At 52.3% G+C, this 15,819-nt stretch carries 17 protein-coding genes; 1 reads left to right on the plus strand and 16 read right to left on the minus strand.

Features of this window, described 5'->3' with window-relative positions; all coding sequences use genetic code 11:
* Nucleotides 1-14 precede the first annotated feature (14 nt).
* The 9 genes from FGS84_RS21545 to FGS84_RS21585 form a co-directional block, all read right to left on the minus strand.
* Nucleotides 15-1,367 (minus strand): acetyl-CoA carboxylase biotin carboxylase subunit, encoded by a 1,353-nt coding sequence (locus FGS84_RS21545; protein WP_138310381.1) that lies wholly within the window; start codon nucleotides 1,365-1,367, stop codon nucleotides 15-17.
* A 20-nt stretch (nucleotides 1,368-1,387) separates the two neighbouring features.
* Nucleotides 1,388-1,813 (minus strand): 3-hydroxyacyl-ACP dehydratase FabZ, encoded by a 426-nt coding sequence (gene fabZ, locus FGS84_RS21550; RefSeq protein ID WP_002594172.1) that lies wholly within the window; start codon nucleotides 1,811-1,813, stop codon nucleotides 1,388-1,390.
* 27 nt (nucleotides 1,814-1,840) lie between these two features.
* Nucleotides 1,841-2,344 carry an acetyl-CoA carboxylase biotin carboxyl carrier protein gene (gene accB, locus FGS84_RS21555; protein ID WP_138310382.1) on the minus strand — a complete coding sequence of 168 codons (504 nt, stop codon included), beginning with the start codon at nucleotides 2,342-2,344 and terminating at the stop codon, nucleotides 1,841-1,843.
* Between the two features lie 16 nt (nucleotides 2,345-2,360).
* Nucleotides 2,361-3,599 (minus strand): beta-ketoacyl-ACP synthase II, encoded by a 1,239-nt coding sequence (gene fabF / locus FGS84_RS21560; RefSeq protein ID WP_138310383.1) that lies wholly within the window; start codon nucleotides 3,597-3,599, stop codon nucleotides 2,361-2,363.
* A gap of 52 nt (nucleotides 3,600-3,651) precedes the next feature.
* A complete protein-coding gene (fabG, locus tag FGS84_RS21565; RefSeq protein WP_138310384.1) occupies nucleotides 3,652-4,392 on the minus strand; it encodes a 3-oxoacyl-[acyl-carrier-protein] reductase in 741 nt (246 codons plus the stop codon).
* Nucleotides 4,393-4,409: 17 nt separating this feature from the next.
* Nucleotides 4,410-5,333, minus strand: a complete 924-nt coding sequence (gene fabD / locus FGS84_RS21570) for an ACP S-malonyltransferase (protein WP_138310385.1) — start codon at nucleotides 5,331-5,333, stop codon at nucleotides 4,410-4,412.
* A gap of 38 nt (nucleotides 5,334-5,371) precedes the next feature.
* Complete coding sequence (fabK, locus tag FGS84_RS21575) at nucleotides 5,372-6,298, minus strand: enoyl-[acyl-carrier-protein] reductase FabK (RefSeq protein ID WP_138310386.1); 927 nt, start codon at nucleotides 6,296-6,298, stop codon at nucleotides 5,372-5,374.
* A 98-nt stretch (nucleotides 6,299-6,396) separates the two neighbouring features.
* A complete protein-coding gene (acpP, locus tag FGS84_RS21580) occupies nucleotides 6,397-6,630 on the minus strand; it encodes an acyl carrier protein (protein WP_002584550.1) in 234 nt (77 codons plus the stop codon).
* A gap of 50 nt (nucleotides 6,631-6,680) precedes the next feature.
* The gene (locus FGS84_RS21585) at nucleotides 6,681-7,643 is read right to left on the minus strand and encodes a beta-ketoacyl-ACP synthase III (RefSeq protein WP_138310387.1); all 963 of its coding nucleotides are present in this window, start codon (nucleotides 7,641-7,643) and stop codon (nucleotides 6,681-6,683) included.
* A gap of 272 nt (nucleotides 7,644-7,915) precedes the next feature.
* On the opposite strand from FGS84_RS21585, the gene FGS84_RS21590 reads away from it, so the two are divergent.
* Nucleotides 7,916-8,179, plus strand: a complete 264-nt coding sequence (locus FGS84_RS21590) for an AbrB/MazE/SpoVT family DNA-binding domain-containing protein (protein ID WP_002565794.1) — start codon at nucleotides 7,916-7,918, stop codon at nucleotides 8,177-8,179.
* 123 nt (nucleotides 8,180-8,302) lie between these two features.
* Here FGS84_RS21590 and rsmI read toward each other — a convergent pair whose 3' ends face one another.
* From rsmI to FGS84_RS21625, 7 genes are all read right to left on the minus strand, one after another.
* Complete coding sequence (gene rsmI / locus FGS84_RS21595; protein WP_138310388.1) at nucleotides 8,303-9,148, minus strand: 16S rRNA (cytidine(1402)-2'-O)-methyltransferase; 846 nt, start codon at nucleotides 9,146-9,148, stop codon at nucleotides 8,303-8,305.
* 75 nt (nucleotides 9,149-9,223) lie between these two features.
* Nucleotides 9,224-9,952 (minus strand): tRNA1(Val) (adenine(37)-N6)-methyltransferase, encoded by a 729-nt coding sequence (locus tag FGS84_RS21600; protein ID WP_171042693.1) that lies wholly within the window; start codon nucleotides 9,950-9,952, stop codon nucleotides 9,224-9,226.
* Nucleotides 9,953-9,995: 43 nt separating this feature from the next.
* A complete protein-coding gene (locus FGS84_RS21605; RefSeq protein WP_138310389.1) occupies nucleotides 9,996-10,925 on the minus strand; it encodes a stage 0 sporulation family protein in 930 nt (309 codons plus the stop codon).
* Between the two features lie 33 nt (nucleotides 10,926-10,958).
* Nucleotides 10,959-11,948 carry a DNA polymerase III subunit delta' gene (holB, locus tag FGS84_RS21610; RefSeq protein ID WP_138310390.1) on the minus strand — a complete coding sequence of 330 codons (990 nt, stop codon included), beginning with the start codon at nucleotides 11,946-11,948 and terminating at the stop codon, nucleotides 10,959-10,961.
* A 171-nt stretch (nucleotides 11,949-12,119) separates the two neighbouring features.
* The gene (locus FGS84_RS21615) at nucleotides 12,120-12,881 is read right to left on the minus strand and encodes a response regulator (RefSeq protein ID WP_138310391.1); all 762 of its coding nucleotides are present in this window, start codon (nucleotides 12,879-12,881) and stop codon (nucleotides 12,120-12,122) included.
* Entirely contained in the window at nucleotides 12,874-14,592 is a 1,719-nt protein-coding gene (locus tag FGS84_RS21620) for a sensor histidine kinase (protein ID WP_138310392.1), read from the minus strand. The genes FGS84_RS21615 and FGS84_RS21620 overlap by 8 nt, the downstream gene beginning before the upstream one ends.
* Nucleotides 14,589-15,680: an ABC transporter substrate-binding protein gene (locus FGS84_RS21625; protein WP_138310393.1), complete on the minus strand. Its 1,092-nt coding sequence runs from the start codon at nucleotides 15,678-15,680 to the stop codon at nucleotides 14,589-14,591. The genes FGS84_RS21620 and FGS84_RS21625 overlap by 4 nt, the downstream gene beginning before the upstream one ends.
* Nucleotides 15,681-15,819: the final 139 nt, after the last annotated feature.

The raw sequence follows: 15,819 nt of genomic DNA on the forward strand, positions 1-15,819 counted from the left end.
CCCACAGAGCAAAATCACCGCACATAATCCGGGAAATGCTTCTCAATAAAGCTGGTATCTGTATCGCCCTGCTGGAATGCATCATTTTCCAGGATTTCGTACTGGAAATTGATATTTGTCTCGATTCCCTCGATGATTACCTCGCCCAGGGCGCTGCGCATCTTGGAGATAGCCGCCTCCCGGTCCTTATCATACACAATCAGCTTCATCAGCATGGAGTCGTAGTTTGCAGGCACCTTGTAATCATTGTAGATATGGGTATCCACACGTACCCCGTTGCCTCCGGGAATGTGCACATTGGTAATGCGTCCGGGACAGGGCATGAAATTCCTGGCCGGATTTTCGGCATTGATTCGGCACTCAATGGCATGGCCCTCAATCCTTACATCCTCCTGGCTGACGCTTAAAGGCTCCCCTGCCGCCACGCGGATTTGTTCCTTAATCAGGTCCATTCCCGTCACCATCTCAGTTACAGGGTGCTCCACCTGAATTCTGGTATTCATCTCCATGAAATAGAAATTTTTATCCTTATCCAGGAGGAATTCAATGGTTCCCGCGTTCTCATAGCCCACTGCCCTGGCTGCCTTTACAGCGGTGTCGCCCATGGCTTTGCGCAGATTGGGGGAAATCACATCACAGGGCGCTTCCTCCAGCACCTTCTGGTGACGCCTCTGGATGGAGCAGTCGCGCTCTCCCAGATGGACCACGTTGCCGTGCTTGTCGGCCATAATCTGGAACTCCACATGTCTTGGCTTTTCAATGTATTTCTCGATGTACATGGTGTCGTCGGAAAAGCCCTTCACAGACTCCATCTGGGCCGCATGAAAGAGCTCCGTAAAGTCCTCTGCGCTCCTGGAAATCCTCATGCCCTTGCCGCCGCCGCCGGATGATGCCTTAATCATCACCGGGAAGCCGATTTCTTTTGCCATGGCCAGACCGTCCGCAGCCGTATGGACCGGCTCCTTGCTGCCAGGCACCACTGGTACCCCTGCTTCCATCATGGTCTTTCGGGCTTCGGATTTATTGCCCATCTTATTGATGATTTCAGCGCTGGGCCCGATGAATGCAATATTGCACTCTGCGCACAGCTTGGCAAACCTGGCGTTCTCAGACAGGAAGCCGAATCCCGGATGGATGGCGTCCGCCTTCATGGCCACCGTGGCAGCCAGTATCCTCTCAATATTCAGATAACTATCCGTGGAGGCTGCTGGTCCGATACAGATGGCCTCGTCAGCCAGCATAGTGTGAAGGCAGTCCCTGTCAGCCTCGGAATATACGGCCACGGTCTGGATTCCCATCTCACGGCAGGCCCGGATGACGCGGACCGCAATCTCACCTCTATTGGCAATCAAAATCTTGTTAAACATCGGCATTCTCCCTCGATTCCCTAACCTACCATAAATGTCAGCTCTGCGCTCACCGCCAGCTTCCCGTCAACCGTTGCAGTGGCTTTGCCCACGCCTACCGGTCCCTTCTGCTTGATGATTTCACACTCCAGCTTAACCTTGTCGCCCGGCACTACCTTGCGCTTGAACTTTGCCTTTTCAATTCCGCCAAAGTAAGCCACCTTTCCCTTGAACCCTTCCTGGGACAGTATGGCAACCGCCCCTGTCTGGGCCAGGGCTTCAATCAGAAGCACCCCTGGCATGACCGGCTCCTGGGGAAAATGTCCCTTGAAAAAGGACTCATCATAGGTCACGCATTTGTATCCCACTGCGCGCACGCCCGGTTCCAGCTCCTCTATACAGTCCACCAGCAGGAAAGGATGCCTGTGCGGTATGATTTCCTGGATTTCTTTTACTCCCATCAACATATCCTTAAATCCCTCCGTCTTTTGATGTTACTTGATTCGGAACAACGGCTGGCCGTATTCCACTACTTCCTCGTTGTTCACAAGGACAGCCTCCACTATGCCGTCGTATTCGCTTTCAATCTCGTTCATCAGCTTCATGGCCTCGATGATTCCCAGTACCTGGCCCTTTTTCACGGTATCTCCCGCCTGTACAAAGGGTGCTGCATCCGGTGAGGAGGCATTGTAAAAGGTTCCCACTAAGGGGGAGGCAACTACCTTGTCTGAACCGATATCAGCGCGGTCAGCCGTGTCCTGGGCTGCCTGAGGCATTACCATACCCTGGGGCATCATGGACGGGCCTGCCAGGCCGTTCTGCACAGCCGCCATCTGCACAGCTGCCGCATCGGCGGACGGGGCGCTTACCGTCACAATCTGAGGCATCTCTTTTTCACGCTTCAGGGAAAGCTTAAGCTCCCCTTCCTTTAACTCCAGGCTGGTAAGCCCATTGTCGGAAACTGCCTGCATCAATTTTATGATTTCATCTACGTTCATAGCTCATGGCCTCCTATTATTCGCTGAACTTCTTCACAATCAGGCTGGCATTGTGTCCGCCAAATCCCAGGGAATTGCTGATGGCCACATCCACGTTCATGGATACGCCGTCGCCCATGGTGTAATCCAGGTCGCAGCCCTCTCCCGGTGTCTTCAGTCCTACCGTGGCATGGATAAATCCGTCCTGGATGGACTTCACACAGGTGATGAACTCCACGCCGCCCGCTGCTCCCAGGAGATGGCCAATCATGGACTTGGTGGAGTTAATCTTCACCTTTCCTGCATGGTCCCCTAAAGCCAGCTTGATGGCCTTTGTCTCAAATAAATCGTTGTGATGGGTGCTGGTGCCGTGGGCGTTGACATAATCAATATCCTCTGCCTCAATGCCTGCGTCCTTCATGGCATTCTCCATGGCGCGGGCAGCCCCGCTTCCGTCCTCTGCCGGGGAGGTAATATGGAATGCGTCGCAGGTAGCGCCGTATCCCACCACCTCAGCCAGGATATTGGCTCCTCTGGCCTTTGCGTGTTCCAGGGACTCCAGCACTACCACGCCGGCTCCCTCGCCCATAACAAAGCCATTTCTGTCCTCATCAAAGGGAATGGATGCCCTGGAAGCGTCATCTGTGGTATTCAGGGCTGTAAGGGATGTAAATCCTGCGATGCCGATTGGTGTAATGCTGGCCTCTGCTCCGCCGGCCACCATCACATCCGCCTCGCCGTACTGGATGGAACGGAATGCTTCACCGATGGAATGGGTTCCGGTTGCGCATGCAGTTACCACGTTGAAGCATTTTCCCTTAAGTCCGAACTGGATGGCAACATTGCCTGCCGCCATGTTGCTTATCATGAGGGGCACCAGAAGGGGATTCACGCGGCTGGGTCCCTTCTCATTCAGCTTCTTCACATCCTTTTCCATGGCCTGGAGGGATCCGATGCCGGAACCCACGCACACGCCTACACGGTAGGGGTCCTCTTTCTCCATATCAATACCGGACTGCTCCAGGGCTTCCTTGGAGGCAGCCACTGCAAACTGTGAAAATGCTTCCATACGGCGGGCTGCCTTGGCATCCATGTACTGCTTTGGGTCAAATCCCTTTACCTCAGCAGCCAGCTTGCACTTATAGTCGGTTGTATCAAAATACGTAATGGGTCCGATTCCAACTGTCTTATCCTTAAGTCCCTGCCAGAAGCTCTCCACATCATTTCCAATGGGAGTAATGGCACCCATACCGGTTACTACTACTCTTGTTTTCATACTAATCTCACTCCTGTTCTTTTACAGCCTGGATACATGGTTCCAGGTCATCCTACATGGCCATTCCGCCGTCCACACTCAGTACCTGGCCTGTGATATATCCTGCCTTATCGGAAGCCAGGAAGGCAACTGTCTCCGCAATGTCTTCTGTGCTTCCGAAATGTTTCATTGGAATCTGCTCCGCAGCAGCTGCCTTTACGCTGTCGCTGAGAACATCGGTCATCTCCGTGGTAATGAAACCAGGAGCCACTGCATTCACCGTGATGCCCCTGCTGGCCAGCTCCCTGGCAGCTGATTTGGTGATGCCGATGACGCCGGCCTTGGCCGCGCAGTAATTGGCCTGGCCTGCATTGCCCAGAACCCCTGATACGGAGGAGATGTTGATGATTCTTCCTGCCTTCTGTTTTAACATCTGGCGGGAAATATGTTTGATGCAGTTAAATACGCCCTTCAGATTGGTATTGATGACAGCGTCGAAATCTTCCTCTGACATCTTCATGAGCAGGTTGTCCCTGGTGATTCCTGCATTGTTCACCAGGATATCCAGGCGGCCATATCTGGAAACCACGTCCGCCATCATCCTGCCGCAGCTCTCAAAATCAGAAACATTGCACTGAACTGCCTCTGCCCTGCCTCCTGCTGCTTCGATTTCCTTCACAACTTCCTCTGCCTTTGCCGCAGAGCCATTATAATTCACGATTACGGCTGCGCCTTCCCGGCCCAGGGTAAGGGCAATCTGGCGGCCGATTCCGCGGCTTGCGCCTGTTACCAGTGCAATCTTTCCTTCCAGCATATAGTCTCTCCTCCTGATTATGATTTAAGTGCTTCCACTACTTTACCCATATCTTCCAACGTTTCCACATTAAAGGTCTTTACGTCCCGGCTTATTTTTCTCATGAAACCGGCCAGGGTCTTACCCGGACCAATCTCGATGAAGGTGTTCACGCCGTCCGCAATCATGGCCTCCACGCTCTGCTGCCATCTGACAGAGGATGAAACCTGCCTTGTGAGCAGCTCCTTTACCTCTCCCGCATTCTTTACATACTGTGCCGTCACATTGGCCACATAGGGAATCTGCGGCTCATGAATCTCCACCTGGGAAAGGACCTGGCCCAGCTTTTCCCCTGCGGCTGCCAGCATACCGGAATGGAAGGGTCCGCTTACATTTAACATCACCGTTCTCTTTGCTCCGGCTGCCTTCAGCTTCTCACACGCTTCCTCCACGGCTGCCTTCTCACCGGAAATTACAATCTGTCCCGGACAGTTATAATTGGCAATCCACACGCCTTCCATGGCTCCTGTCACTTCCTCAATGGCTGCAGCGTCCAGGGCCAGAATGGCTGCCATGGCGCCCTGTCCCACAGGTACGGCCTCCTGCATAAATATTCCCCTCTGGCGGACTGTGCGGATGGCATCCTCGTCACTCATGACTCCGGCCGCTGCCAGGGCGCAGTATTCGCCAAGGCTGAGTCCCGCCGCCACATCCGGCCTGATTCCATTTTCCTCCAGCACGCGCATCATAGCGATGCTGGCGGTTACCATGGCGGCCTGGGTGTATTCCGTGATATCCAGCCTGTCATTTTCCTCAAAGCACAGCTCCGGCATGGAAAAGCCCATTAACTCCGTTGCCTTGTCAAAGATTCTTTTTCCGGTCTCAGTCTGCTCGTAGAAATCCTTACCCATTCCGCAGGCCTGGGCTCCCTGTCCCGGGAAAATAAATGCAATCTTGCTCATACCTGTAATCTCCTTATCCTGAATCCTGTCCCAATCCTCTAGTTCCAGCCCATCAGCTTTCCTGCCTGGGCCATGATTTCCTCAATCATCTCCTTGCAGGTCTGCTCCTTGGATATCATGCCTGCAATCTGTCCGGCCATAACGGTTCCGCCGTTCACATCGCCCTCCATGACTGCCTTGCGCAGGGTTCCCAGAGTCAGGTACTCCAGCTCCTCAAAGGACCGGCCTTCCTGCTCCAGTTTGATATACTCTCTGGTCATCTGGTTCCTGAGTCCCCTCACTGGATGGCCGTGGCTGCGTCCTGTAACCGTGGAATCAATGTCCTTGGCCTTGATAACGCGCTGCTTATAATTTTCATGTACAATGGATTCTTTGGCTACCACGAACCTGGTTCCCATCTGGACTGCCTCAGCGCCCAGCATGAAGGCTGCCGCCATCCCTCTTCCGTCTCCGATACCGCCTGCCGCGATAACCGGGATGGATACAGCGTCCGCTACCTGGGGCACCAGTGTCATGGTGGTCTGCTCTCCTATATGGCCGCCGGACTCCATTCCCTCAGCAACCACTGCATCCGCGCCGTATTTCTCCATGCGACGGGCCAGGGCCACGCTGGCAACCACGGGAATCACCTTGATGCCCGCTGCCTTCCACATATCCATATATTTTTCGGGGTTTCCGGCACCGGTGGTAACCACCTTAATGCCTTCCTCCACAACCACCTTTGCCACATCCTCCGCATGAGGGCTCAGCAGCATGACATTGACGCCAAAAGGCTTATCTGTCAGCTCCCTGGCCTTGCGGATTTCGTCCCGCACCACTTCTCCCGGTGCGTTGGCTCCGCCAATCAGTCCGAAACCGCCTGCCTCGGATACGGCTGCCGCCAGGTTGTGTTCTGCTACCCAGGCCATGCCGCCCTGAATAATAGGATATTCAATTCCTAACATTTCTGTAATTCTTGTTTTCATTGTTCTACCTCCAGTTCTACATTTCCTGGGCTCTCCCCTATTAAAGTAACAGCGTGCTTCAATTCATCCACACGCCGTTGTCAAACCCTATCTGCTATTTAAGCCTCTACGCCCTTGCCTTTTAAGTAGTTCATAACCTCGCCCACCGTTGTCAGCTGCTCTAAGTCCTCAGCAGGAATCTCTACGGAGTACTCATCCTCCAGGGCCATAACCAGTTCAAACAGGTCTAAGGAATCAGCGCCTAAATCTTCTTTGAAGGAAGAAGCCTCTGTAACGGTATCTGCCTCTACGCTTAACTGCTCTGCAATAATTTCTTTCATCTTCTCTAACATGATTGTTGTTCTCCTTTTACATTTTCTTGATTTATATTTTAATTTTATTTTTACCACTCTATAAGGGCTGCACCCCAGGTAAGGCCCGCGCCGAATCCTGACAGCACCACTTTGTCTCCGGCTGCCAGCATACCCTTCCGGTTCATCTCATCCAGCAGAACAGGAACCGATGCCCCTGATGTATTGCCGTAGTGTTCCATGTTAACCGGGAAACGGTCCACATTTACCTTCAGCCGCTTTGCTATGGATTCAATGATTCGGTAATTGGCCTGATGAATGGCGAAATACTTCACATCCTCCACGCCCACGCCGGTATCCTCCAGCACTTCAATTATGCACTGCGGTACCTTTTTCACCGCAAACTTAAATACCTCCTGGCCGTCCATGGTCATATATCCAAGCTCTGGCTTCTTCCCCATAAGGAAATTCCCGTTGGTCCTGGAACCGCAGGTCAGTACCCCGCCTTTTGTTCCGTCCGAGTGCATGTTCATTCCCAGGATTCCGGTCACATCCGCCTTTACCACCACTGCCCCTGCGCCGTCTCCAAACAATACGCAGGTTCCCCGGTCCGTCCAGTCAATCAGCTTGCTTAACACATCCGCGCCAATCACAAGGGCCGTCTTATAGATGCCGCTGCTTAAGAATGCATGGGCTGTGTTCAGTGCGTATACAAAACCGGTACAGGCCGCGCTTATATCAAAGCAGGCCGCATTTACCGCACCTATCCTGCCCTGTACCTCGCATGCCCCATTGGGGAAACAGAAATCCGGTGAAGAGGTAGCCAGCAGTATAAGGTCGATTTCCTCAGGCTTTACACCTGCATTCTCCAGGGCGTTGACTGAAGCTTCAGCCGCCATATAGGAGGTGCTTTCGCTGGTGGCAATCCTTCTGGCCCCTATCCCTGTGCGACTGCGAATCCACTCATCATTGGTCTCCACAATCTTTGCAAGGTCGTCATTGGTCACAATCTGCTCCGGTACATATGAACCGGTTCCTATGATTCTTGTTGTCATTCTACTTACCCGTCCCGAATCCATCAGCAATCAGCGGACTCATGCCTTCCTTCTTTTGCTTGCTCAGAGGAAATACTTTGAACATCAAAGTAATACTACAGGAAAGATAAGTATTTGTCAAGAAATATTTTTTGTCGCTTTTTGTTAACTTTACTGTTCTCTGACATTTCTTACCAATTCTGACATTTACATATATTGACTTTGCTCCCTGAATTTGGTAAGTTAAACTTGTACAAATGGGGCGAATACAATTTAACAAGGGGGTATTAACCATGAAAACCACAGGTGTTATCCGTAAATTGGATGAACTCGGCAGAATCACCCTTCCCATCGAATTAAGAAGAAGCCTTGATTTGGATGTGAAAGATGGTCTTGAAATCACGGTCCAGGATGACTGCATTATCCTGAAAAAGGCAGAATGTGCCGACATATTCACCGGAAGCACTGACGACCTGCTGGAATACGAAGGCAAGAAAGTATCCCGTCAGTCCGTTGTTGCTCTGGCTAAATTGGCCGGCCTTAATGTCACCGAGTAATCAAAACATGTACATAGAGAGAACCTGCGGCTCCTTCTCAATATCAGAAGGCATCTAAGCCGCAGGTTCTTTCTATATTATTACTGCTTTCTATACTATTACCTTCTATATTACTGCATCTAATCACAGAAGCTGCTGGTACACATCCCGCTTTGTGATTCCCCGGTCCTTTGCCACCGCCTTCATGGCTTCCTTCCTATCCATACCCTGGTCTGTATAATAGGACATATGTTCCTGGATTTCCATCTCTTCCCAGCGGCTTATCTGCTCCTTGCGGAGCTGTTCCAGAGGCTTTCCTTCTATTACTATGACACACTCCCCTTTGGGCTCCTCCACCTGGTAGTGTTCCAGGGCCTCCCGGAACGTGGTCCTGTAAGCTGTCTCATATTTTTTTGTAAGCTCCCTGCATATGGTTATGTTCCTGTCCCCGAGAACCTCATATAAATCTTCAAGGGTCCTCACCAGATGATGGGGCGCCTCATACACGATGATGGTTCTGGTCTCCTGCCTCAGCTCCTCCAGGATTCTGGCCCGTTCCTTCTTATCCCCCTTCTCAGAGGGCAGAAATGCCTCAAAGCAGAATCTCCTGGTGGAAAGCCCGGACATGGTAAGGGCCGTGATGCAGGCTGCCGGGCCCGGAAGGGAAGTGACCCGGATTCCCGCCTCATAACACTGCCTTACCAGCTCCTCTCCGGGGTCCGATATACCTGGGGTCCCTGCATCCGTAATCAGGGCTATGTTCAGCCCTTCCTCCAGCTGACCCACCAGATATCTGGCCTTGTCCACCTTGTTATACTCATGGTAGCTGGTCATGGGAGTCTTTATATCAAAATGATTCAGAAGCTTGATGCTGTGGCGTGTGTCCTCCGCAGCAATCAAATCCGCTTCCTTTAATGTCTTAAGTACCCTGAAGGTAATGTCCTCCAGATTGCCGATTGGCGTGGCGCAGAGATATAATGTTCCTGCCATGAGCCTCTCCCTTCTGTCCGCTGAGCCCCGTTTGTCCGTCCATTGGACTCCTGCCCTCGCACATCATATAATCCGTCAATATCCGTAGGTGGTCCGTATCTCCTGGGAATACTCCCCATTCTGGTCAAAAACAATAACCGGGGCTTCCATCTTAAGGAGAGGTCCCCCTCCCCTCACGGCCTCTATGAGCACCATGTTGGCCTCCCTGTCCCCATAGGGGTGGACCATCTTCATGCGCTTTGGCTCCAGTCCATGATGTTTCATGGTGGTAATGATTTCAATCAGGCGCCTGGGCCTGTGGACCATGTAGAAACGTCCTCCGGGCCTCAAAACCCGGGTTCCCTCCCTCACCACATCCTCCAGCGTGCATTTTACCTCATGGCGGGCAATGGCCTTGGCATCCTCCGGATTCTTAAGTCCATGGGATTCATTCATATAAGGGGGATTGGTGGTTACCACATCAAAAGAAGCCAGTGCAAATAAACTGCTGGCCTCCGCTATATCGCCGGTGACGATGTCCACCTTGTCCTCCAGATGATTATATGTCACGCTCCGCCTGGCCATATCCGCCGACTCTTCCTGTATCTCCAGGCCGGTAAAATGCCTTCCCTCTGTTTTGGCGGTCAGAAGAATGGGGATAATGCCTGTACCTGTCCCCAGGTCCAGCACCCTCTCCCCCTTTTTCACCACGGCAAAGCCGGACAGAAGGACAGCGTCCATGCCGAAGCAGAACGCGCCCTTCCTCTGGATGATTCCATAATGATTGCGCTGCAAATCGTCTATCCGCTCGTCGTCCCGCACCATAATGGTCCCTTCCTGACGCCAGGTATGTTTCACGGTAACTGTATCAGTTGTCATCCAGCTTCGACTTTCCTTCCTTCTTTTCAAGGGCCTCCAGCTGTTTCAGCTCTGCATCCGGCGTGTCGCCTCCGTGCTTTTCCCCGCCTTTGCCCTTTTTCTTCCTGGGCTTGAATTTAAGCTGGTCTACCTTGTATTCCCTGATTTCCTTTTCATCGCGCTCCACGGTCACAATGACCTTTACCTGCTGGCGCAGCACGTTGACACTGTGCACCTCGCCCTTTAGCCCGTCATTGGTGGTCACGTAATCCCCCGGATTGGGCAGCTTGCTGTTTAATACCTCATATGTTTCCTCTTCATTCTTAAGGCAGCACATAAGGCGTCCGCACACCCCCGATATCTTGGTGGGGTTTAAGGACAGGTTCTGTTCCTTGGCCATCTTGATGGACACAGGGATGAATTCGGACAGATAGGAGTGGCAGCACAGCGCTCTTCCGCAGATGCCGATACCTCCCATGATTTTTGTCTCGTCCCTGACCCCCACCTGGCGCAGTTCAATCCTGGTCTTAAACACACTGGCCAAGTCCTTCACCAGCTCCCTGAAATCGATTCTTCCGTCGGCCGTAAAGTAAAACAGGACCTTATTGTTGTCAAATGTATATTCGGCGTCAATAAGCTTCATCTCCAGGTGATGCTTTCTGATTTTTTCCTGGCAGATTTTGAAGGCATCCCTCTCCTTCTGCTTATTTCTGGCTTCTGCAGCCTCATCTTCATCCGTTGCCATGCGGATGACTGATTTTAAGGGCGGAACCACCTTGGATTCATCCACTTCCCGGTTTCCCAGAACCACATACCCGTATTCAATGCCCCTGGCCGTCTCCACGATAACGTGGTCGCCTGTCTTAATCTGGCGGCCTGCAGGGTCGAAATAATATATCTTTCCTGCGGTGCGAAAGCGCACCCCGATTACTGTAATCATTTTATGTTCTCCTTCTCTTGCAGCCCCGGCACGTTAATTCTCCTTCATGGTGAGAAGCATCAGCTCCATGACCAGTTCGGTGTTCACGTTGGCGTCCAGCCTGATTCTGGCCTTGTCAATGGCCTCCAGAATCCGTTCCAGACCGTCATACCCGCTTGTGGTGCTGACACTCTTGACAGTAGAGAATTCGTCCTTGAATATCAGCAGGTTAATATCCTTTGTGGTCTTATACATCAGGATATCCCGGTACCACATCTGCATAAAGTCCAGGCATTCCCGGATATCCAGATTCTCCTCCTTAACCTTGCGGATGTAGTCTAAGAGTTCAGATATATCCGTATCCTTGATGTGTTTCAGAAGGCGGAGCATCTCTTTATACATAATCCCAAACTCCTCTGACTGGGCCAGATGAATGGCTTTCCCCAGGTTTCCCCTGGCAAAGGCCGCATAGATATCGGCCTGGCTCTCATCCTCCCCCAGCGACTGGACCAGATATTCCTTTACCACTGTATCCTTTAAGGGTTTCAGCTTAAGCTGCACACACCTTGACAGGATAGTGGGCAGGAACGAGTCCTGGTTGGTGGTCAGAAGCAGGATAACTGCATAGGCAGGCGGCTCCTCTATGGTCTTCAGGAGGGCGTTCTGCGCCTGTACCGTCATCTTTTCCGCTTCATCCACTATATATATCTTATAATAACTGCTGTAGGGACGTACCTGTATGGTATCGTTAAGCTGTTCCCTTATATCATCCACGCCAATGCTGGCGGGCTTCTCATGTGTCACGTAAATCAGGTCCGGATGGTTCCCGGAAAGTACCTGCTTGCAGGCATGGCACTGCATACAGGGCTCTGCCATTCCCTTCTCGCACAACAGGCTGAGGGCAAATGCATTGGCCAGGGATTTCCTTCCCATTCCGGCCTCGCCGCTCAGTATATAAGCATGGGAAACCTTCCCTGTCTCCACTGCGTTGCGGAAATGTTCCTTTATCTGTTCATGTCCTAATATATCGTTAAATCCCAACATAGTGATTGGCTCCCCCTTGTGCTGCCGGCCTGGTTTTCAAAACCAGGAAAATGCCTGAAACCGGTCTGTCCGGACCTCTGCCCTGATGGGGACAAACGTCCTCAATAAGTATAGCATAAGAATTTTTCAATGTATAGTACTACATTTTTCCCTGTTTTCCCTATTTATAACCTATCTGCATCTATCCTGATACTCCGACGGGGACACCCCCAGAATCTTCTTAAACTGGGCGCTGAAATAAGCTGTATCCGAATATCCCACCTGGTCCGCCACCTCGTACACCTTCACCCGGCAGTCCTTCAACAGGTTCATGGCCACCTGCATCCGGTAATAGGCCAGGTAGTTGGTAAAGGTATAATCGGTTTCCTTCTTAAAGACCCGGCTCAGATAGCCTTCGCTGATTTCCAGGAAGGAGGCCACGGTGCTGATAGTAATATCCTCCCGGTAATGCTCCCTGATATACTGGGTGGCTGCCTCCACGTACTTATTCTTGGTTTTCCGGTCCGAATGGAACCGGAGGACCGGGGCGGCATCTGTTTCCTCCTCCCTGGCCGGACGCTCTTCCATCTGCTCCCTGATGTGTTCCACTGCATGTTCCAAATCTCCGTCCCTCAAAGGCTTCAGCAGATAATCGCTGACGCCCAGCCGCAGGGCGCTCTGGGCGTACTTAAAATCCCCGTAGGCCGTCAATATGATAAATTTGGCGCGGCAGCCCTGCTTACGCAGTTTTGTTATCATCTCCACGCCGTCCATCCTGGGCATCTTTACATCCGTCACAATAATATCCGGTGAAAGGCGCACTGCCAGCTCCGCCCCTTCTTCCCCGTTGGCAGCCTCCCCTGCAATGACGCAGTCCAGGGCCGCCCAGTCAATGGTCAGGATGATTCCCCTCCTTACCATTGTCTCGTCTTCCACCACAATGACCTTATACATCCGGCACCTCCTTCTGAACCGGCAGCCTGAGTGTAATGGTGGTCCCATCCTCCGTAACAGCCGCCCTCATACCGTATTCCTGTCCGTAATATATTTTCAATATGTTGATGACATTGTACAAGCCCAGATGGCCGTCCCGCTTAGCCGGGGAATCGCTGTTAATCCAGTCCACCATGTCCTGTCCCATGCCGCATCCGTCGTCTGTCACCGATATGTTCAGTATCCCTTCCTTCTGGAAGGCATAGATACAGATATAGCCGTGCTCGCATCCGTCCAGCCCATGGATAATGGCATTTTCAACCAGGGGCTGCAGAATCATCTTGGGCACCATGCAGTCCTCCAGCTGGTCCGGTATCTCTGTCTCGTACAGAAACCGTCCTGTAAAACGTATTTTCTGTATCTCCACATAGCTCTCTATGGTCTCCAGTTCCTCCCTCAGGGTGATGAAGGGCCGGCTGGATATGCTCTTTCTCAGGATAACCGCCAGGTTTTCCGCCAGCACGGCAATCTCCGGCACCTGGTTGATTCTGGCGCTCCACTTAATGGAATCCAGGGTATTGTACAGAAAATGGGGATTCAGCTGGGTCTGGTACAGCTTAAGGGTTGTCTTATTTAAGTCCTTCTGCTTCTGCACCGTGTCCTCCAGGTATTTCTGCAGGTCACCGGTCATCTGGTTAAAGCTCTCTGTCAGCCTGCCTAATTCATCCTGGCGGCTGGTATGGATGCGGATGGATAAATCCCCTTTCTTCACCTTGGCCATGGCTTTGTCCAACAGGCTCACCGGCTGGCCCATGCTCCGGGACAGCGCGCCTGCTATAATAAGGCAGAGCACCAGCCCCAGACCGGACAAGGCTAAACTCACCGTACCCATGGTGCGCACAGCAGGAGCGCTGATGGGAGCCGAACAGCGCAGCAGGATGTAAAAGCCCCTGGAAGGCTCCCTGGTCCACAGATATCTGGTGTATACCCCTCTTTTCTCCGTTCCCCCCTGGCCTGAAATGGTATGTTCGATAATATCATTGATTTCTCTTTCCCCGTACTCAGGCCTGGAACAGTAAAGTGGTTTTTGGTGGGAATCCAGCACCAGCAGGGTGTCACCGGATGAATAGAAGCCATTCAGCAGGTTATCAAAATTTTCCCTGGTAAAATCCAGCACCACATATCCGGTTCTGGCTCCATGGGCGCTCTCCAGCGAAAATGCTCCCTGCATCAGGACATCACTGCCAGAAGAGGAAAGGTAGGGGTCAGTCCTGTAATAGGTGATTCCCGGTTTCTCCGACGCTTTGTTGAGCAGTCCCCAGCTCACAGGCAGACGGCTGCTTTTAGGCGCAGTATCCGTGGTAAAACGCAGTTTTCCGCCTGCATCGTAGATGCTGAACTGGGCATGGCTGTAAATCTCCTGGACAGCCTGGTACATGGACAGGTATAAATCCTTCTGGAACTCTATGGTTTTATTGTCAATCATAACCCAGGCAGCAGAACCGTCCTCAGTCAGTGTTTCACAGGCGTTCTGGCAGTTCTCCAGCAGCTGGGCAAACCGTTCCCTGACTTCCTCCAGCTGCTGGTTTCCGTCCACGGTTATCTGGCGGTTAATGGAGGCGGTGAACAGGCGCATCATTACAACGCTTGAAAATGTAAGGGGAACCAGGGCTACCAGGAGGCAGCCCAGGAATACCCTGGCCTTAAAAGAGAGTCTCCGATACCATCTCATTCCACAGGCCTCCCTTCCCTACGGGACAGTATGCCGTTCCACCTGGCCAGTACGTCCTTCTTTTCCCTGGAAAGCTCCTCCAGGTCCATCTCAATCAGCGGAAGCCTGCCAATGGGCGACAGTCCGGGCAGCGGCGGCACATCGCTTCTCACGGACCTGCGGTTTAAATCCGATACCAGAATCCGCTGGACATCCCTGCTCACCGTAAAATCCAGAAACTGCCTGGCAGCGTCAGGGTTTGTGCATCCCTTTACAATGGCTGTGCCGTCCGGAAGAGCCGTGGTGCCCTCCTGCGGGTAAATATAGTCTATATCCGCTCCCTCAGACAGCAGGGCCTGGGCGGACTCCTCCATGGTGACCCCAATGGAATACCGCCCGTCCAGGATACCGGCATTTACCTCCTGCATACTGTTCAGGGTGCCGTATCCCAGGTTTTCCATGAACTGTTCCAGATAATCCCCCTTTTTCTCCCACGTATGGACAGCCGTCACAAGGGCGGAGGAATACACATCGGACCTGCGCGGGTCCACAAAGGCAATTCTGCCCTTCCACCTGGGTTCCAGAAGGCTGTTCCATCCCACCGGCAGCTCCCGGTACGTAACCACATTTGTATTGTACATGATGACCAGGGGCAGGGCGGAAAAAGAGGTCCAGCGGCTATCCTCACACCGGAAATTTTCTGTTATGAATGCTGCTTCCGGGCTTTCATATACCTGCCAATGCTCCTTTGACTGTTCCAGTGTCTCTATGCCAACCCCGAACACCACATCCCAATCAGGTCCATCCTCAGCCTCCAGCCAGCCTGTCATTTCCTCGGAGGACCCGCGTTCCACCTTTACCATCAGATTGGTGCGCTCCTCAAACTCCTTGATGATGGGCTCATATATCTCTTCCTCCTGGGCTGTATAAAGAACCAGGTCCGGCACAGCAGGCATGGGAGCTGACTCCGGCCCCGGCTGGCATGAGGAAAGAAGGGCTGTGCAGAAAAGGCACAGGCCCCTTAGCGCCGGATGCATCCTTCCCACGGCAGTTCTTTTCCTGCCTGCAATTGTTTTTTTCCTGCCAGCGGCAGCTCTGTTCGTATACATGGCGGCACCCCCGTGTCCTATACTACCGGTAGAATCAGTCCTGTTTGCTACATTATATCAAAGAAAAACATATTTTTCCATTGCGGAAGCCCTTGAAATCATTCCCTTAAAATCATTCCCTTTGAAATCGTTCCCCTTG

The organism is Clostridium sp. 1001271st1 H5 (assembly GCF_005845215.1).
Taxonomy (GTDB): domain Bacteria; phylum Bacillota; class Clostridia; order Lachnospirales; family Lachnospiraceae; genus Enterocloster.